Here is a 19,203-nt window from a genome sequence, read left to right on the forward strand (position 1 = left end):
TTCGTGCGGGGCCCCTAGAGCACCGCGGTGGAGAGAAAAGGGCAGGGTAAGGGCATCCCCACCCACGGCAAGTTTAGCGGCACTCTCCCCCCACACGAAGCGAGTCCACTAGATCGAGCATCCGTAGTGGGCGTTGCGTACCAGCGGGGTCGGCCTATCCGCTGCGGGAAGGGAAGGGAAGGGAAGGGAAGGGAAGGGAAGGGAAGGGAAGGGAAGGGAAGGGCCCCGCCGCTATGCTCGGTCCCTAACCCGCGCAAGCGTCCAAGGCCTCAGTCACAGTTCGGGCCACCACAAGACTGTCCACAGCGGCCTGGGTCGCGAACCCCCGGGACGCCAACTCCCGGACCCAGTTCAACATCCCCTCCCAGTGGTCGTCCGGGTCCAGCAGCACCACTGGCTTCGCGTGCATGCCCAGGTACCGCGAAGTCCACACCTCGAACAGTTCCTCGCAGGTCCCCAGTCCGCCCGGCAGCGCCAGGAAGGCGTCCGCGCGGTCGTCCATCTCGCGTTTTCGGTCGCGCATCGTGTCCACGACGATGAGTTCGTCTGCGTCTGGGTCGGCGTGCTCCAGCTCTACCAGTCCACGTGGGATGACGCCCAGGGTCCTGGCTCCCCCGCGTCGGGCCGCTCTGGCGACCGAGCCCATCATCGCCGCCGCTGAGCCGCCCCAGACCAGGGACCAGTCGCGGGCGGCCAGTTCTGCGCCGACCTCGTCCGCCAGGTCCAGGTAGCCGCGTGGGACGGCCGAGTTCGATCCACAGTAGACACACAGGGCCCGGCTCAATGTGCGTCGCTCCAAGCCTGGTAGGCGTTCTCCACGACGCTGACCGCCTCGTCGACGTCGTCGGTGAGGTGCAGCAGGCTCATGTCCTTCTCGCCGATCTTGCCGCCGGCGAGCACCGAGCTGCGCAGCCAGTCGTAGAGGCCGCCCCAGTAGGACGTGCCGAACAGGACGACCGGGAACTTCGTGACCTTCTTGGTCTGCACCAGGGTCAGCGCCTCGAAGAGTTCATCCAGCGTTCCGAAGCCGCCGGGGAGGCAGATGAACGCCTGCGAGTACTTGATGAACATCGTCTTGCGCGCGAAGAAGTAGCGGAAGTTGACACCCAGGTCGACCCACGGGTTCAGGCCCTGCTCGAACGGCAGCTCGATCCCCAGCCCGATGGACAGCCCGCCCGCCTCGGAGGCGCCGCGGTTGACCGCCTCCATCGCGCCCGGGCCGCCGCCGGTGATGGTGGCGAAGCCCGCGTTGGCCAGGGCGGCGCCGATGTCGCGGCCCAGCTGGTACTCGGCGTCCTCGCGCTTGGTGCGCGCCGACCCGAACACGGTGACCGCGCGCGGTACCTCGGCCAGGGCACCGAATCCCTCGACGAACTCCGCCTGGATCCGCAGGACCCGCCACGGGTCGGTGTGCACCCAGTCGGACGGTCCCCTGGAGTCCAGGAGGCGCTGGTCGGTGGTGCTGGTCTCGTCGCTGCGCTCCCGGCGGAGGGTGACCGGCCCGCGCTGGCGCTCGCGGGGGTTCTCGTCGGGTGTGTCCAAAGTGCGGTCGGTCGTCACGCCGCGAGTCTAGGGTGATCGCCGAGCGCGCGTCGGGACGAAGGAGCCGTCGATGACCGAGCCGGACCCGACCGAGGCGGCCTTGAACCGGCTGCGCAGGCGGATCGAGCGCCTGGAGGCCGACCGGCTCAGGACCAGGTCGAGCCTGGGGAACACGCTCTGGCTGGTCGCGCTGTCCGCGGTGCTGCTCACCCTGACGTGCGCCACCTGGTTCACCAGGGGTTCGGCGTCGCCCTACACCCTGTGGGAGCTGGTGGACCCGGTCGGCGGGCCCGCGCTGTTCGCGCTGGGGTCGGTGCTGGCGGTCGGGTTCGGGACGATCGGGCTGGCGACGTCGGAGTCGAAGTGGGCGAACCGGGCGATGGCCCTCGTCAGCGCGGCGGTCGTCGTGGCGGTGGGGGTGCTGGACTCCGGCGCGGGCAAGAACGAGGAGGTCGCCCCAGCCGGGTGGGCCGCGCTCGTGGTCGCCGGCGCGATCGGGTGCCTGCACATCGCCCGCACCCTGGACAAGCGCGCCTGGGCCTGAACCGTTGCCCGGTATCGCCAAACTCCCCTCGGCCCGCGCGCCGCGCCCCTATGGTGATCTTCGTTCGCACTTCTGGCGGAGGAGGACCCGGTGACCGACCCCGATCTCGTCGAGGCGAGACTGCGCTCCCTGCAGGTCCAGGTGGAGCGCATGGACGCCGAGCGGGCCGAGACCGCCAGGCGCCTGCGCGGCACGCTCCTGGTCACCGCCCTGTCCGGCGCCCTGCTCGCCCTCACCTGCGGCACGTGGCGCGAGAACTCCCGCGAGGTGCGCTTCACGCTGTGGGGGATGGTGGACAGCGTCGGGTTCGAGGCGGTGCTGGTCCTGGTGCTGGTGGTGGGGGTCGCGCTCGGGTCGGTCCTGCTCGCGGCGAGCCCGGCCAGAGCCACCGGGCTGCGCCAGCTCATGGGCGGGATCGCCGTGGCGACCACGGCCCCGATCCTCTACCTGAACGCTGTCCTGTTCGAGGGCACCCTGGACACGGCGGCCTGGGTGAGCCTGGTCCTGGTGGTCTTGGTGGGCTGCCTGAACATCGGCCGCACGCTGAAACCGGTCGACTGGACGTGACCGGGGGCTACGCCCCGACGAAGCGGCGCAGGACCTCGACGCAGCGGTGGATGTCGGCGATCGGGACGTTCTCCTGCTGGGTGTGCGCCAGCGTCGGGTCGCCCGGGCCGAAGTTGACCGCCGGGATGCCCAGCGCGGCGAAGCGGGCCACGTCGGTCCACCCGAGCTTGGCCACCGGCTCGCCGCCCGCGGCCTCGACCAGCTCGCGCGCGGCGGGCGCGCCGAGCCCGGGCAGGGCACCCGCGCTCGCGTCGGCCACCCGCACGTCGTAGTCGCTGAACACCTCGCGCAGGTAGGCCTCGGCGTCGGCGGGCGACCGGTCCGGGGCGAACCGGAAGTTGACCTTGAGCAGTGCCTCGTCCGGGACGACGTTGCCCGCGACGCCCCCGGAGACGTGCACCGCCAGCAGGCTCTCGCGGTAGTGGCAGCCGTCGATGTCCACCGAGCGCGACTCGTAGGCGGCCAAGATCGCCAACGCCGGGGCCAGGGCGTGGATCGCGTTGACGCCCATCCAGGCGCGCGCCGGGTGGGCGCGCTTGCCCGTGGTGCGCAGCTCGACCCGCATGGTGCCCTGGCAGCCCGCCTCGACCACCGCGTTGGACGGCTCGCAGACAACCGCGAGGTCGCCGCGCATCCAGTCGGGCAGCTCGCGCTCGACCCGGCCCAGGCCGTTGCGCGCGGCGTCGACCTCTTCGCAGTCGTAGAACAGGAAAGTGAGGTCGTGCCGGGGTTCGGTGACCGCGGCGGCGAGGTGCAGCATGACCGCGTCGCCGCCCTTCATGTCCACTGTGCCCAGTCCGTGCAGCACGCCGTCGGCGCGCCGGGACGGCAGGTTCCGGTTCTCCGGCACGGTGTCCAGGTGCCCGGCGAACACGACCCGGCTGGGACGCCCCAGGTTCGTCCGCGCCAGCACCGAGTTGCCCGAGCGCACCACCTCCAGGTGCGGGGCCTGCGACCGCAGCGCCCGCTCGACGGCGTCGGCGAGCACGGCCTCGTCGCCGGACTCGCTGGGCACGTCCACCAGCACGGCGGTCAGGTCGACGGGATCGGCGGTGAGATCGAGCTCAACGGTCACGGCCCGTAAGGCTACCCTCGGCCCGCATTGGCTACCGTGTCGGCTGTGAGCAGCGCAGAGACCACACAGAGCCGGGGCGCGCACGGCGTCGGGCTGGCGACCGTGACCCCCGACGGCACCGTCCTGGACACCTGGTTCCCCAGCCCCCGCCTCGGCGCGGCGGCGACCCCGGCGGGCACCCGGCGGCTGTCGGAGAACGAGGCGACCGAGGAGCTCGGCGCGGGCGTGTCCGCCCTGCTGGGCCCGGACACCGCGCGCGGGGTCGAGGTGATCGCGGTGCGCACCAGCGTCGACGACCTGGCGAGCCCGCCCGCCGACGCGCACGACGTCTACCTGCGGCTGCACCTGCTGTCCAGCAGGCTGGTGCGCCCGCACGGGCAGAACCTGGACGGGGTCTTCGGCCTGCTGGCCAACGTCGTGTGGACCAACCACGGCCCGTGCCCGGTCGAGGGCTTCGAGGTCACCCGGCTGCGGCTGCGGGCGCGCGGCCAGGTCACCGTGTTCGGTGTGGACAAGTTCCCGCGGATGGTCGACTACGTGCTGCCGACCGGGGTCCGGATCGCCGAGGCCGACCGGGTCCGGCTGGGCGCGCACCTGGCGGCGGGCACCACGGTGATGCACGAGGGCTTCGTGAACTTCAACGCGGGCACGCTCGGCGCGTCCATGGTGGAGGGTCGCATCTCGGCGGGCGTCGCGGTCGGCGACGGCTCCGACGTCGGCGGCGGCGCGTCGATCATGGGCACGCTCTCCGGCGGCGGCAAGGAGACGATCAGCATCGGCGAGCGCTGCCTGCTGGGGGCGAACGCGGGCATCGGCATCTCGCTCGGCGACGACTGCGTGGTCGAGGCGGGCCTCTACGTCACCGCGGGCACGAAGGTGACCCTGGCCGACGGCACGCTGGTCAAGGCGCGCGACCTGTCCGGGCAGTCCGGCCTGCTGTTCCGGCGCAACTCGGCCACCGGCCGGGTGGAGGTCGTCTCCCGCGACGGCTCCGGCATCGAGCTCAACACCGCGCTGCACGCGAACGACTGACGACGGGGCGGCGCGCGGGCCAATATGATGGCCGGCGTGACTGACCTCGGCGAACACATCCGGGCCCGGCTCGCCGCGCAGGCGGACGAGCTGGCCGACCGCACCGACGGCGCCCGCGAGGGCACCGATCCCGAGCACGTGCACCAGATGCGGGTGGCGGTGCGGCGGGCGCGGGCGGCGCTCAAGGCCGGGATGCCGTTGCCGGAGCTGGACGCCGAGCTCAAGTGGCTCGGCGCCTCCCTCGGCGCGGTCCGCGACCTCGATGTCCAGCTCGACAGCCTGCGCGAGCGCGCGGCGGGCTTCTCCGCCGAGGAGCTGGCCGCGGTCGAGAAGCTGTTGAACGCCCTGGTGGTCGAACGCCGAACAGCCCGCCGCAAGATGCTGGGTGTGTTGCGCAGCAAGCGGTACAAGGCCACACTGCGCGCCCTGCGGGCGGCTGCGGAATCGGGCACCATCGAGGTGGCCGAGGACGAGGAACCGCCCGCCCTGGTCAGCGTCGTGCACAAGCCGCACCGCCGGTTGATGAAGGCGGCCGCGGCCCTGGGCGAGGACCCGCCGGACGACGACCTGCACGAGCTCCGCATCCACGGCAAGCGCTTGCGCTACGCCGCGGAGATGGCCGAGGTAGCGGCGAAGAAGAAGGTCCGCGCCCTGGTCACGGCCACCAAGGCCTTCCAGGACATCCTCGGCGACCACCAGGACGCCTGCTTCGCCGAGGACACCATCCGCCGACTCGTGGCGGACCTGGGCGACGGCGTCGAGGTCGACGTGGTCTTCGTCGCGGGCAGGCTGGTGGAACGCGAACGGGCCCGCAAGGTCGTGTGCCGCGCCCAGTGGCGCCCCGCCCTGGCCGATGTCGACTCCGCGGCGGCGGTCCTCTTCAGCGACAGCTGACCCCGGTCGCCTATGCCTGGCGCTGAACGTGGACGAAGCTGTGCGGCTCCCGTAGCACGCGCTCAGCCCCGGGCAGATCCGCAAGTCGGGCCGCCAGCGTGGCCTCGGCGAGTCGCGGGGGCAAAGCGGCACTGAACTTGAGCCCCGCCAGAGCGCGGTCATCGACGTCAGGCAGGCACAGTCGACCCTCCAGCGCACGGATGCCCTTCGACCAGTGCGCCGGTGTCAGGTCGGATCGCAGCCTGATCGAGTGGTCGTCGACCTGTTGGCCCTGATCACCGAGATCACCGATGGAGGTCAGCAACGTCGCGTTGGCGCGGTGACCTGCCCAAGTCCACCATCGCAGGTCCGCACCGTCGACAGCCACCACATTCGCAGCCGGGTGCACTTGCCCGCGCCGCAAATCGCGGATGTCGGAGAGTGCGGCGGTCGCTCGCGGGGTCATGGACACCGGTGGTTCTTCACCCAACACGACCGCACGCATGGACCGGCACAACTCGAACGTCGCCCCACCGGTACCTGCAGACAGCCACAAGGCCTTGCCGACGCCGTCCGCGGGCTCGACAAAGCACCGCCGCCGTTTCCAGTCGACCCAGGTGACCCGCCAGGTACGACCGGCCAGCAGGATCAGTCGAGGACCCGCACAGGGTGCGACGAGCAGCATCGGATCGGTCCGTCCAACCTCCGCCCGCCCTGAGATCACCACGAACTGCGGGGGTGCGGTGAACACCGCCGTGAGATCCATGAAGTGGCGGTGGCCATAGCGCCGCTCTGCCTCAGGCCCGACGAAGAGCATTCCGTCATCCTGATCGAGAAACCCGTGCTCGACGAGGTGCCGAAAAATGGGATTCGCCGACGCGAACGGCCCCAACCCGTGCCACCAGTCCTGCCACGTCCGATCGCCTATAGTGCTTTCCTGGAGGCACAGGGCCAACAGCTGCTGGGCGACGATGTGCCGTGGATCGGGCGGAGGTATGACCGCCTCGACAAAGCCCCGCGACCACAGCAGCAACAGGCCCGCGGCAGCAAGGAGCTCGTCCTTGCGCACGGCGAGGAACAAGCAGTTGCGGGTGCCACCTGGCCTGCGCCCGGTCCGGCCCAGACGTTGCAGGAACGAGGCAACAGTGCCTGGCGCACCGATCTGGATCACCCGGTCGAGATCGCCGACATCAATGCCGAGTTCGAGGGTGGAAGTGGACACGATCACGCAATCGCGCGCTTCGGCGAAGGCCGTCTCGGCACGTCGCCGTTCGTCGATGGAGAGCGACGCGTGGGACAGGAACGTCGTCACCCCGTAGGCGCGCAGTGCCGCGCCGATCTCCTCGACGCGTGCGCGGGAGTCGCAGAACACAAGCCGTTTCTCCCCGCGGTGCAGAGCGGAGATCACACGGGCTGCGTTGTCGATCGTGCCGACGTAGTCGAGGTCGATCTCCGGCACGACGACGGCGGCATCGCTCACTGGAGCGACGACGCGGGCCGGGCGACGCCCAGCGCCCGAGCCCTGCAACCACGTCAGCAGGTCATCGGGGTTGCCCACCGTGGCCGACAGCCCGATCCGCTGGATCGGCCCGCCTGCGATCTCGGTGAGCCGCTCGAGCACCGCGAGCAGGTGCCAGCCCCGGTCGTCGGCCGCGAACGCGTGAACCTCGTCGATGACGATTGCCCGGAGGTCGGCGAAGAGCCTGCGGTGGTCGACCTTGGTGGAGACGAGCATGGACTCGATCGACTCTGGGGTGGTGAGCAGGATGTCCGGAGGATCGCGCAGGATGGCCTGCCTGCGCGGTTGGCTGACATCGCCATGCCACAGCGCCACCCGGCGACCAGTCCACCCGGCGTACGACTCCAGCCGGGGAAGCAAGTTGTTGAGCAGTGCCTTGAGCGGGCAGACATAGAGCACTGAGAGCCCACGGGAATGGCTCGCCTCCATGGCCGTGAGCAGTGGAAACACGGCGGCTTCGGTCTTGCCACCCGCGGTCGGGGCCAGGAGCACGGCGTCGTCACCGGCCAACAGGGGGGCTACGGACTCCTGCTGCAAGGGGCGCAGCGAGCGCCACCCCAGGGTGTTCACGATGTGGTGGGCCAGCACCGGGTTGAGCAGGTCGATGCTCACGGCAGATCCAGGTCGACGTCCTCGGCACGGGTAGCGGCGTTGCGCTCGACGTCAGTCATCTCCGTCGCGTTGACTGTGAGCGCGTAGTCGACGCGGGGATCGAAATCACCGAACTCGTCGACCCGGTCGAGTACGTCCTGCACCAGCTTGCGCAGGAACAGCCGAGGCGCGATCCCCACCTTCCCGCCGAGCCCACCGGTGACCGCGGTAGCCAGCTGGGCGATGTAAGCGTCGTCGACCACAGACTTGATCCGGTCGGGGTGGCGAGCCGCGCCCGCGTAGAGATCCCGTACAGCCCGGCCCAGCTCCCCCAGCTTCGCGAGGTCGAATCCGGTCAGACGCAGCTGCACGGCCTTGGGCGAGTCGAACCGCGGATCTGTCGACAGATCGGTCGCGAGGCGCTGTGCCAGCGGCGGCAGGCGCTGGACACCCTGCTGGCCGTCGAAGAACGCCGGTGTGCCGGTGATGACGAGGAACAGCCCGGGGAAGCGACCAGCGTCGATCTCGTCGAGCAGTTGACGGAGCGCGTTGAGCCCTTTCTCGCGCACATCCCCGCGGACTCGCTGCAGGGTTTCGATCTCGTCGAGCACGACGAGCAGGCCGGGATGGCCACAGTCGCGCAGCACCGTCAACAGACCCTGCAGAAAGCCGAGAGCACCGAAGTGGTCGAGGTCACCACGGACACCAGCGAGTCGGCGCGCACTCGCGGCCACCGACTTCTGGCCGCCCAACCAGGCGATTATGCCCTCTGAGTTGGCTGCGTCCCCAGCGGCTCGCGCGCGCCGGTATCCCCGCAGGGCCGCGGAAAAAGCCGGGGTGCTGCGGGCGACGCCCGCCAAGCGCTGCTCCATAAGCACGTCGACCGCTTCGGCGAGGGCTTCTTGGTCGGTCTCGTCGACCTCGCCCGCCTCGAGGGTTTCCTCCTCAAGGGTGTAGATCCAGGAATCGACCACGGCGCGCAGTGCGCTCGGCTGGTGCGTGGCCGTGGTGAGCCGCTCGGTCAACCTCCGGTAGACAGTCTCCAGCCGGTGCAGGGGTGTCTCGGTCTCGGAGATCTGGATCTCGGTGACGGCGAGGCCCGCGCGCTTGGCGCGCTCAGCCAGCCAACGCGCGAAGAAGGTCTTGCCGGAACCGTAGTCGCCGCGGATGGCGTGGAAGGCGGCACCGCCACCCGCGGCGGTCGCGATATCGTCGTCCATGGCCCGGGTGAAGCGATCCAACCCCACAGCGAAGAGGTCCAGGCCGCTGTGCGGCACGGTGCCCCGACGTAGTGCGTCGATCACCTCGCGTCTGCGAACCGCGCTGACCGAGGCAGTCATGGCATCTTCAAGGCGAACTGCTCGACGAGGAGAGCCTTGTCGAGTTGCACAGTCCGGCCCCCGTCGATCACGTTGAGCACCGGGTAGCCCTCTACGTTGAGGAGCCGTTGCAGCGTCGCGACGTAGCCCTCGGGATTGCGCCGCGCACGGCTATCGAACTCGGCCAGGGCGACTAGCGGAGTGGTCCCGCCGCTCGACAGGAGGGCATCGATGATGTCCGCCACGACCTTGTTCTCCGGTGGCTTGCGGACGAACGCCCGCTGTCCGCGGTACCCGTCCGTCGCGACCACCCGGACGCCCACGGAACCCGCGGCTTCGGCTACGTCCTCGAAGAGCGGCACCGCGTCGTTCGTGGGCTGCTCACGCCTGCGGGATGGTTTGCGAACGGCCGGAGCGGACGCGATGACCTGCTCCGCGTTCCACCAGCGGGGGGTGACGGCATCAACCGAAAGCACCCGCCAGCCCGCGGGCAGCAGATCCAATCCAGGCAGCAAGACCAAGACCGGCACGGTCATCTCCGCGAGCGCGGCACCACCGTGGTAGCCGGCGTGCCGGTTCACGTAGCGGATGTCTTCACGCCATGGCACGACGACACGGCCATCACCGTAGAGCACTCGTGGGCCTGCCAACTCCACTTCACCATCCGCCGCGGTGCCCGTCCGCCACCGAGCGGATTCCGTGCCCTCGGCCCGTCTAGGTCCGTCTCCTGGTGTCGACCGGTCGAGCACGTGGCCGTGGTCGGAGACCAGCACCACCGGCCGCCCGTACATCCTGGCTGAGTCGAGGAGTTCGGTCAGGTAGGTCACATCGCCGACTCGCCAGCCCGCCCGGTCGCCTTCCCTGCCGTGGTCGAGCGCGTCGTCGATGGTGTTGAGAACAACCCCGAGAACGTCTACTTCAGCCAGTGCTGCCACCGCGTCCGTGGAGAGCCGGTGCCCGCCCGCACCTGCCAAGTCCGCGCTGTGCAGCAGGCGCGCGGTACGCCGACGCGCAACCCAGAACGATTCGAACTGTGTTCGCTCGAACGCCTGGCGCCCCGTCGTCGGCTCGCCGCTCAGCAGGCTGGCCCGACTCCCGTTGGTCACCGATGGGACTGTCGCCACGGCGGCCAATCGCCCTTGGCCCTGCGGGGCGGCTTCGATCCAGCCCGCCCGGTTGAGTTCCGCGCCCAACTCCACCGCGACGGCGGCACTCATCCCATCCAACACGACGAGTAGTGGTTTCGCGTCCGCCAGCGGCTGCACGACTTGGTGCATGACCTCTTCGATCAGCAGACAGCCTGCGGGGGCCGCGGCCGAGGCGCCCACGGTCCACACCCTGAGCCGGTCCGCGAATGCCTCGTCAATGGCCTCCCGGCGATCGCGCGCGCTCTGGTGGACCCTGCGGTACGCGTCCGCGACGACCGGGTCAGGTGTCGGGTCGCCCGCCCACAGCAGGGTGCAAGCCCGATCGACCCAGCCCCATTGCGCCATCTGATCGCGCACGCCCTCCGCCACACTCGTGACCTGGGCCGGGGCCTCGCCGAGCCAGCGGTAGAGCCGCGCTGCCGCGTCGGCCACCCTGACTCGGTGGGGCAGCAACTGTGCCAGGGCGTGCTCGCGTACTCGAACGAGTGACGCTTCCATCCGTTCAGCGGACTTGGCACGACGCGGAGCGACCAAGCTCGCCGCGAGAGCACGCAGTCTGAATTGGAACGACGACAGCAGAAAGTCGCTGTCCACCAGTGCTTCCGGCAATGCCGGTTTGGTCGCGGCGATGGCATCGGCGCGGGTGGCGACCGCTAGTACGACATCTCGATTGGCCGGCTCAGTCGCCCATCGCCGCAGTGTCGCCTCCACGGCTTTGCCGAGCAGTTCCACGTCGGTGGACTTGACGATTCCGGCGAACAAGCCGCCGACGTCGATGATGACGTTGCTGGAGACACCGGGCCGTGTCGCCACCGCACCGAGCAAGCCCAACGGCAACACGTCCTCCGCGCGACCCGCCGCCGCGAGCGCCAGCACCGCGGGAGCGGCTCCGTCGACCGTCTCGCCGAGCCAACCCGCGATGCCCGAGCGCTCGGCTTCAGGCAGGTCGACGTAGCCTGCCGCACCCGGGGTACGAGTCCACGCCAGCAGAGCGGGCAGGTCGAGCGCGCCCTCACGAACCGTTCGGGTGCTCAGCCTGGCTCCGATGAGCGCGGCCACGGCCGCGTCGCGGGTGAGGACGCCGCCGACCCCCGGCCACCCGCCGACCGGCTCAGCGTCGATCAACGCGTCCAGCAACCAACCCTCACCACGCACCCGCGGGTCGAGGCCGATCGCCCCGAACCGCTGTCGGACGATCTCACCCCGGTCGATGTCGACGACCCGACCCGCGACGGTGTGCGCCCGCACGTCCCAGCCGAGGTCGTCCGTGGTCAGTGGCGTGGTGATCACGAGCAGGTCCTCGGCCCGGTCCGGGTCTTGCTCGTGTTCACGCCAGGCGTCGACCACGCCGAGCACGGATGCCACCTGGCGGATCCGGACCTGGCGCTTGCCCGCGGTCGTGCGGAGTGCGAACTTCGGGTCAACACCGTCGAAACGACCGTGCACCAACGCCAGCCGCGCGCCCCTGCGGTCGGGCAGGAGCCCGCCGAGCAGGGCCTCGATCATCCGGCGGTTGACCGACGGCGGCGCTGCCATCATCCCTCCGAGTCCTCATGGGCCGGTCCGGCCGGCCGCCACCGCACGTCGATCTCGATCCGCGAGTCCGGGTTGGCCGCGGTGTATGTCGCGATGTCGCGAGAGTAGTCGCGCAGGGCATCGATCACCGCACTCTCCACTCCGGACGCGGTAACCGTGCGAGTTCCACGCGATCGTGGCAGGTTCTCGAGCCCACCTTGCACCGGCGTATTCTCGGCCGCGGGCACCGGGTCGACAACCTCCACCGGACTCCGCGGCAGGGGATTGGCCCCGCCACCGGCTTGGGTGGCGGTCTTGGCGACATCGGTGATGAGCTCGATGACGCTCGCCCGGGCGCGATCGAGCACGGGTGCCAGCGCCCGGGTGAACTCGTGCGCGTTGGCCGCCGTACCGATCTCGTCGGTGAGGCGCTGCGCGCGGTCGCCGAAGCTGTCGGTTCGGGCGCGGTACCCGCGAACCGTGGTGAGTAGAGCCCACTCCACCCGGTCCAGCGCAGCCAGGACCGCGGGTGCCTGGGTCGAGGCCGAGGCCAACTCGGCGTCCGACGAGCCGTACTCGGCACCGGCCAACTCGTCGAGCAGTGCGGTGGGGTCGGCGTGGTCGACCAGGCCAGCGAGCAAGTCTGCCGCGTCCGTGGTGCTGGCGACCCGGTCGGCGTCCTCAGCGAGACCCAGCGCCGCCGCGTGGTTGTGCAAGGACTGGCGCACCCCGAGCACGGCGGGCTCCAGCTCCACCGCTTTGGCGCGCACTTCATCGGCGAGCCGGGCGACGTTGCGAGCCAGCAGAGCATCAGGCGCGTGCAGGCCGAAGATCGCTCCGGCGCGGGTCCTGGCCAGCTCGTAGCGTTGGGGCGTAGGCAGACGTTGGGCGCGCAGCGACCAACCGGTACCGATCTTTTCCAGCACGGGCGGCTCGGCGTTCGAGCTCTGGTAGAGCCACGCACGGTCCGCGAGCAGCGCGTAGACGGCGATGATGAGATTGCCGATGGACTTGTCGAGACCGGTGTAGCCGAGTTCCTCGATCCAGCGACGGATGTCCTCCACGCCGTAGTCGCCGGTGACGTCGTGTGCCGCGGCCTGCCGGTCGATGCGCCTGCGCCATTCCGGGCTCAGGATCAGCGGCCCGTCGTGCACCTCGCCGAGTTCAAGCGGGTGCACCACCCGCTTGACCAGGGCCAAGTCCTTGCGGTCGACCACCTCTCGGTTGCTGTTCTCCGCAGCCTTGGTGATCCAGCTCAACACCACCCGCAGCTCAGTCGGGCTGAGTGGCTTGCGGCTGCCCGACGGGTCGAAGTCAGGGTGTTTGGGGTAGAGCACCGCGTAGAGCTCGTCGGCGAGCGAGAGCATGTTGTACTCGAAGTCCGCACCGCCTTGCAGCCGTGGCCGGTGGCCCGGCTGCAGCGACATGACGTGCTCGCCGTCGGGCACCTCGGGCCCGACCTCATCGACCTGGGCGATGCCGTAGAGCTGGCGAAGGTACGCGATCAGTTGCGAGGTCAGGTTGTCGCGCTGGGCCTCCAACTGGTGGCGCACCCGGATGCGGTCATCCGCGGACAGGTGGCTGCCGTAGTCGTCGAGCCGGTCGCGCTCCAGCAGGTGCTGAATCTTGAGCAACCTGCCCAGCTGGGCGGACTTGCGCGAGTTGAGGAAATGCGGCAACCAAACGATGGTCGCCGCGCGGTGACCGGCACGCATCAGGCCGCGCACACGGTTAGCATCGTCGCTGGGGCCTCTGTCGTGCTCAGCATCGAACGGGTAGTCCAAGACGAACCGGATGCGGCCCTCGACGCTGGGTGTGAACTGCGCGTCCGCGAGCGCGTGGGAGTCGCGCACGTTGTCGAACACGAACTCCGCGACCCGACGGGTCCCCCGCCAGATAATCTCCCGCTCACACACGAACGAGCCGGTGTCGGTCACGTTCAACTCGGTCCACAGCTGGTTCTTGACCCAGATCCGCCGCGCACCGAGCCGGTCGATCTCGCCGACGGCGTCGAGCAGCGGCTCGATGTCCAGGTCGGACAGGTGCAATGCGAAGACCGGGTCCTCGGCACCGTCCGCACGCAGCTCGCCGAACTCTGCCTGCAGCTCGCGCAGCCTGCTGACCACCACGGCGCCCTCGGACGTGGTGCGCGAGCGGATCGAACCGTAGTTGAGTGCGGCCAACCGGGCTCCGGTGAGCCGAGCGAGTGCGGGGACGGTCGGCGCGAGCGCGGCCAGCATGAGTGTCTTGACGAGGCGGTCGTCAGCCTTGAACCGAGCGTCGTCGGCGCTCTCGTACTTGGCCAGCAGGTGTGCTTGGACCTTGGTGTGGAAGCGGGCCGCGGCTTCGGACTCGCGGCGCAGCTTGTCGGTGAAGGCCTCACCGGTCCCGTCGACGAGGACGTCCCACAGGTCGCCGAGCGGGAAGAGTTGCCCGAGGGTGAAGTCCGCACGCCGCCGGTAGAGCATCTCCTCCAGCAATTTGAGTCCTGTGCGCTCGCGCTGCAACGCGCCGGAGAGCGCGACCAGCACGTTGAGCAAGGCAGGCGAGAGCGGGTAGACCGAGCGGAAGTCATCCCAGTCCGCGCCGGTCACACCATTGGCGTCGAGCAGCACGTCCTTGACCGAACCCTTGGTCGAGTCGATGCTCGCAAACGCTTGCCTGAGCAGATCTTCCTTCCCCGGGAACGGTTTGAGGATCCGCTCCTTGATGATCGCGGGCAGGTTGCGGTCCTCCAGGCTGATCACGTCGACCCGACCCGCGAGGTAATTGACCTGCGTCTCGAGGTTCTTCACATCCGCGCCGGTGACGTCCTCGCCGACGAGCTTCGACAGGTCGCGCTGACGGGAGATGAACGACACGATCGGGACCGGCCGATCGGCCACACCGGACTCGATCAACTTGACCAGCTTGCTGACCTGCGTGTTGACGAACCGCTGGTTGGTGATATTGGCCTGCAGCCACAGGATCAGCTCGTCGAGGAACAACACCACGCCGTCATAGCCGAGGTCGCGAGCGTGGGTGCTGATGATCGACAGTCCGTCTTCGAGCGGCAGGAATGCCTTCGTGTCGCCGATCGCACCGCGCACGTAGCTCGACATCGGTCCGGACAACAACGCCGAGATCAGGGCGTCGCGGACCGGGTCCCCGGCAGGCGCGGCGAACGCGCGGTCGAGTTCAGTCGTGGTCCACGCCGACACGGCCGCGCCATCGATCGGCGCGAGGTCGTCTGGATCATGCACCGTGGGAAGGTCAGCGCCGGTACCGAGCCAGTCGGCGAACTTGGCATCGCTGCCCAGGAACTCGCGCTGTCGGCGCGCGTCGACCAGCATCGCGTCCGCCCGGTAGACAGGCGGCGTAGGCGAGTCCGGGTGCAACGCGCGAACGGTGGCAACGTACCCGCCGAGCAGTGCCGAGTCGAGGTCGGCTGCACCGACGAGGTGAAACGGAACCATGAGGAACCGCTTGTTGCGCAACCACTCGTCGTGCTCGGCGATCACGGGTTGCAATCGCGGCTTCGCCCGCGCGGCCGGATCGTTGTTGAGGATGGCGTGCAGAACGGTCAAGAAGTGGCTCTTACCGGCACCGTACGAACCGTGCAGGTAGGCAGCTTGCGAGTTGCCGTCTTTCAGTGCCGCACGCACCAACCGCATGGCCTTGCCCAGGGCGGTCTTGATCTGATCAGTGACGACGTACTCGGAGACCCGGGCGGCGGTGTCGGTGAACCCGCCGGACAACTCGATCTTGAAGTTGCCGGAGTGCACCGATTCCGGGATGTGGATGACATCCCGCAGGAACACCTCACTCACGAGCCCGCCTCCGTCATGTCGATCTGCTCGGCTTCGACCGTGCTCTTCCGGCTCCTGACTGCGGCCTTGCGACCCCGACTCACCTGGGGCCGCCACCCAGCGAGTTCGCCATCGGTGAGCCGGTGCAGGGCCTGCTGGTCGCGCAGGAACGCCTGGTACTCCTCAGCCGGGTCACCGTCCCACTCCGCGTCGTAGCCGGAGTGCCACTGCACCACCCAGGGCATCACCTCGGCCAGACCAGCCACCAATGGGGTCAGCCGCGCGGCGTCCCAACCGGACTGCTCGGTGCGCTCGTTGATCGTGTTGACCAAGGCCTGGGCCTGGTCCTTGTGGTCCCACCCTGCCCAACCGAGCAACAGCGTCGGATCGGACTCGGGACCCGCGTCGGGGTAGGAGATGAACCGCTCCTTGGGCACGTCGAGCTTGCCGCGGTGGCTCCAGTAGCTGACCTTGCGGAAGTCCGCGGTCGTGTACTTAGGCGGCACCGCGATGGCGAGCCTCTTGCCGGTGCGGTCTTCCTCGCGCTGCTGCTCCCAAACACGCTCCCACTGCGCCCGCTTGCGCAGGCCAGTGTCCTTATAGCGGAGAGCGGCCAGGTACGGCACGTGCTGATCGGCGACGATCACCTCCAGCACCTGGGCGAGCGTGACATCGCGCCGGTTGAGGTGATCGGCCGCGTAGAGCTGGGCGACGGAGTTGATGTCCTCGTCGTCGCGGAGCTGGTCAGCGAGCTGGTTCACGGTCAGCGTGCGGGGCTGCTTGAGGCCATCCCGCAGCGCGAACCAGAGGTCTTCACGCTCACAGCGGTCGAGCAGCCAGGACCGCAGGGCCCGCTCTTCCTTCTTCTCCCAAGACTCAGCCGACCAACGCCGCTTGCACTCCGGCCGTTCGATCAGCGCGATGTCCTTGCGCTTCTCAATGATGTCGATCCGCGCTTGAACGATGTCCTGATACCACTGCGGCCAGTGCGAGGGAATCTCAGTAATCGGCGTCGAGCCGTGTCGCGCAAACCAGGTAGTCTCCAAATCACCGGCCGCGATCTTGCGCGCGAGCACAATCTCAAACGCCCGCTCGCCAAGCGCGATCCCTGGAACTTCGTCCCGCTCCTTCACAACCAGGCGATCAGCCTCAGCAGTGGCGATCAGACCGTAGAGCCGGTAGGTGTCCCAGTCAAGTTCTTCTTGCAGGACAATCATGCGCGCCCTGATCCGCTCATGCTCAGACTTGGCCGCGTCCAACCGCGCTCTGGTCGGCACCGCCTGTTTTTCAACTGCAGCAGGCTCACACTTCGCCAGAGCTTGCGCTAAGCCGTCCAAAGCACGCCCATACTTCAACGGGAATTCTTCAGGCAACGGAAACTCTTGCAGCTTGGTACCGGTGAACTCGTAGAATTTTTCCCAATCTTCACTTGCTATCCCGCCTCCAATGCCTCCATTTCCCTTATCGTGACAGACTTGCTTAAGCCAGAAACTCGCCGTGGACGAGTTGAGCACCCCCAACAACGCGAGATGCTCGTCCTCGTCCACCGTGTCGGCCAATTTGATTACTGGCGCCGTTCGATTGAAGACCCGATTTCCTCTGTCCAACACGAAATGATTGCTCGTCGCCACAAACGGGAAGGCTATAGACAACTCAGAACGATAGGCCGAGGCGGTGTGTTGCATGTATTCCCACCAATGCAGACCAGAAGCTCTCATATCGCCTTGAAATGTTCGACGAGCCGCGAGCATTGTACGCCAAACCCATAGTTCATTCTCAAGAAGATCGGTATCTAGGTCACTGCGATACGGGTACCAGATTGCAACCGACGACCGGGTTTGCCAATCTCTAACATCCTCGCCAATCAGCAAAGGCATTATGGGGCGGGACGGAATACGGTTCTCCAGAAAGCGCGTTGGACGCGTGAAAGCCTCGTCCGCACCGGCCCGAATTCCTCGCCCAACCGAACCTTCCAGAAGTTGGCGGAGCTTGCACCTCTTGGTATCAACGATCTCGAAAACAGCGCTCGCCTCTCCACCACTAAGCGACCAAGGATGCTGTCGAAAGTCGGCAGACTGCACATCTCTAACCGAGACCCAGGGCGTATCCACAGGGTTCTTGTCCCAGTTGTCGACAATAGCCGACCACACGAGACCAGCCGACGGTACGTCGGGCTCGAACGGCTCACCTTGAACACCCAGAATGGCCCGTAGCACATCGGCGGTTCGCCCTGCACAGTTTCTTCCAGCTAGAATAACGGTCGGAGTTCCGTGGCCAGGAATATAGACACCTGACGTGTCGATCACATGAGTCAGAGAAACTGTATGGAAAAAGTCTTCCACAAGCTTCTTGCCAAACTCACGCTTCATGAACGAGTTGGCGGTGAGCTGTCCGACGAATCCAGAGTTGCGATCCTCCCCCTGATTTCGCTGAGCCAGTTTGAATGAACACTCAACGAACGGGACAGACAGTGCGTAGGTTCCCGAACAGGAATCATAGCCAGTGCGGTAGTTCTCGTTGTCTTGCTTGTCCTTAGGCGTGATATATGGCGGGTTGCCGACTACAACATGGTACGAGCTACGCCCCAGGAGGTCACATTTGGAGATGTAGTTATCGACGTCTTCCGTGCGATAAGTGAAGGGGTCTTCGTCTGCAAATAGTTCGCCCTGTTGCCACACAGGTGCGCCTCGCCCATGTAACAGCGAGTCCCCCACCGCGACGTTGATTGGGAACTTCTGAGCATGCAGGGTCTTGACCTCAGCAGCCTTGAGGGCCGCGATGAGCAGGCGGAAGCGGGCGATGGAGGCTGCAAAGGGGTTCTTGTCGCAGCCGTGGACGGACTCCAGGGAGCGTCGGATCAGGTCCCAACGTTCCGCCGCCGGGGACTTCTTCTGCCAGGCTTCGAACAGGCGGTGGAAGATGCCCAACAAGAAGTGGCCCGAGCCGCAGGCAGGGTCGATGGTGCGCAGGCCGTCGAGGCCGAACTCCTCGATGGCAGGCGTCAGCGTCAGATCGAGGATGAACTCCTCGACGAACTCCGGTGTCTGCAGCAGGGCGTACGTCTTCCGGGCCGCCTCAGACAGGTCCTGGTAGAGGTCACCGAGAAACCGAGTGTCCAACTTCGGGTCAGTGAAGTCGTGCACGATGACGCCGTCGGCACCGCGCCTGCGCCAGAAGCCGATCAATGCTGTGGCGGTCTCGAACGATGGAGTGATCTCCCACAATGGGTTGTATCGCGCATCAAACAAACCTGCGACGGTGTCGTTGGACTCTGCCAAGTGGTTGAACGCCTCGACGATCCAGTCGCGGTCGTTCTTGGCTGGGTTGGCGCGGAAGTACGCCTCATGCCGGTCTTCGGCGTCGGTCAGCCGCTCCCCCGGCCCAGCGAGGTACGGGTCATCGATCAGCCGGTTGTCCTCGCAGAACCGGACGAACACCGTCCCCAGTACCCAGGCGACCGCCACCTGGGTCACCCGCTCATCACGCCACGACTCGTACGTCGCCGCCGTTCGCTTGGCATCGAACGCGGTCTTGTACTCCTTAACCAACGGCTCCGCGAACTCGGCTTCCTCGCTGCGCCCGCGCAGGTCGTCCTCCAGTAGGACGACCTGTTTGCGCAGGTCCGCCAGCAACGCCCGCTGGTCGACTCCGCTCGGTACCGCCTCGGTCACGTTCCACCCTCTCCGACCG

The 19,203-nt window shown here is 67.8% G+C and carries 12 protein-coding genes; 4 read left to right on the forward strand and 8 right to left on the reverse strand.

Going from position 1 to position 19,203, the window contains the following annotated elements:
• Window positions 1-244: 244 nt before the first annotated feature.
• The gene (locus QSK30_RS23470; protein ID WP_285505827.1) at window positions 245-784 is read right to left on the reverse strand and encodes an LOG family protein; all 540 of its coding nucleotides are present in this window, start codon (window positions 782-784) and stop codon (window positions 245-247) included.
• Window positions 781-1,560: an LOG family protein gene (locus QSK30_RS23475; protein ID WP_285505828.1), complete on the reverse strand. Its 780-nt coding sequence runs from the start codon at window positions 1,558-1,560 to the stop codon at window positions 781-783. The genes QSK30_RS23470 and QSK30_RS23475 overlap by 4 nt, the downstream gene beginning before the upstream one ends.
• Before the next feature lie 52 nt (window positions 1,561-1,612).
• Between QSK30_RS23475 and QSK30_RS23480 the strand changes: the two genes are divergently transcribed.
• The gene (locus QSK30_RS23480) at window positions 1,613-2,086 is read left to right on the forward strand and encodes a hypothetical protein (protein WP_285505829.1); all 474 of its coding nucleotides are present in this window, start codon (window positions 1,613-1,615) and stop codon (window positions 2,084-2,086) included.
• Between the two features lie 90 nt (window positions 2,087-2,176).
• A complete protein-coding gene (locus QSK30_RS23485; RefSeq protein WP_285505831.1) occupies window positions 2,177-2,653 on the forward strand; it encodes a hypothetical protein in 477 nt (158 codons plus the stop codon).
• Window positions 2,654-2,660: 7 nt separating this feature from the next.
• Here QSK30_RS23485 and dapE read toward each other — a convergent pair whose 3' ends face one another.
• Window positions 2,661-3,728: a succinyl-diaminopimelate desuccinylase gene (gene dapE, locus QSK30_RS23490; protein WP_285505832.1), complete on the reverse strand. Its 1,068-nt coding sequence runs from the start codon at window positions 3,726-3,728 to the stop codon at window positions 2,661-2,663.
• Between the two features lie 45 nt (window positions 3,729-3,773).
• Here dapE and dapD point away from each other — a divergent pair, with 45 nt between their 5' ends.
• A complete protein-coding gene (gene dapD, locus QSK30_RS23495; protein ID WP_502871873.1) occupies window positions 3,774-4,760 on the forward strand; it encodes a 2,3,4,5-tetrahydropyridine-2,6-dicarboxylate N-succinyltransferase in 987 nt (328 codons plus the stop codon).
• Window positions 4,761-4,787: 27 nt separating this feature from the next.
• Window positions 4,788-5,654 carry a CHAD domain-containing protein gene (locus tag QSK30_RS23500; protein WP_285505836.1) on the forward strand — a complete coding sequence of 289 codons (867 nt, stop codon included), beginning with the start codon at window positions 4,788-4,790 and terminating at the stop codon, window positions 5,652-5,654.
• A 10-nt stretch (window positions 5,655-5,664) separates the two neighbouring features.
• Here the strand turns inward: QSK30_RS23500 and QSK30_RS23505 are convergent, their stop codons facing one another.
• From QSK30_RS23505 to pglX, 5 genes are read right to left on the reverse strand one after another with little or no spacing between them, the layout of a single operon-like run.
• Window positions 5,665-7,764, reverse strand: a complete 2,100-nt coding sequence (locus tag QSK30_RS23505) for a DEAD/DEAH box helicase (protein WP_285505837.1) — start codon at window positions 7,762-7,764, stop codon at window positions 5,665-5,667.
• Entirely contained in the window at window positions 7,761-9,083 is a 1,323-nt protein-coding gene (brxD, locus tag QSK30_RS23510; protein WP_285505838.1) for a BREX system ATP-binding protein BrxD, read from the reverse strand. The genes QSK30_RS23505 and brxD overlap by 4 nt, the downstream gene beginning before the upstream one ends.
• A complete protein-coding gene (gene pglZ, locus QSK30_RS23515; protein ID WP_285505839.1) occupies window positions 9,080-11,749 on the reverse strand; it encodes a BREX-2 system phosphatase PglZ in 2,670 nt (889 codons plus the stop codon). Before pglZ ends, brxD begins: the two co-directional genes overlap by 4 nt.
• Window positions 11,746-15,534, reverse strand: coding sequence for a DUF6079 family protein (locus QSK30_RS23520; protein WP_285505841.1), 3,789 nt, complete (start codon window positions 15,532-15,534; stop codon window positions 11,746-11,748). The genes pglZ and QSK30_RS23520 overlap by 4 nt, the downstream gene beginning before the upstream one ends.
• Window positions 15,531-19,184: a BREX-2 system adenine-specific DNA-methyltransferase PglX gene (pglX, locus tag QSK30_RS23525; RefSeq protein ID WP_285505843.1), complete on the reverse strand. Its 3,654-nt coding sequence runs from the start codon at window positions 19,182-19,184 to the stop codon at window positions 15,531-15,533. The genes QSK30_RS23520 and pglX overlap by 4 nt, the downstream gene beginning before the upstream one ends.
• Between the last annotated feature and the right edge of the window lie 19 nt (window positions 19,185-19,203).

Source organism: Actinokineospora sp. NBRC 105648 (assembly GCF_030269645.1).
In the GTDB taxonomy this organism is placed as follows: Bacteria; Actinomycetota; Actinomycetes; order Mycobacteriales; family Pseudonocardiaceae; genus Actinokineospora.

Excerpts from the sequence above, each read along its gene's own strand:
- QSK30_RS23480 (WP_285505829.1), top strand. The coding sequence starts at position 1,613 with ATGACCGAGCCGGACCCGACCGAGGCGGCCTTGAACCGGCTGCGCAGG.
- QSK30_RS23500 (WP_285505836.1), top strand. The coding sequence starts at position 4,788 with ATGGCCGGCGTGACTGACCTCGGCGAACACATCCGGGCCCGGCTCGCC.
- brxD (WP_285505838.1), bottom strand. The coding sequence starts at position 9,083 with ATGACTGCCTCGGTCAGCGCGGTTCGCAGACGCGAGGTGATCGACGCA.
- pglZ (WP_285505839.1), bottom strand. The coding sequence starts at position 11,749 with ATGATGGCAGCGCCGCCGTCGGTCAACCGCCGGATGATCGAGGCCCTG.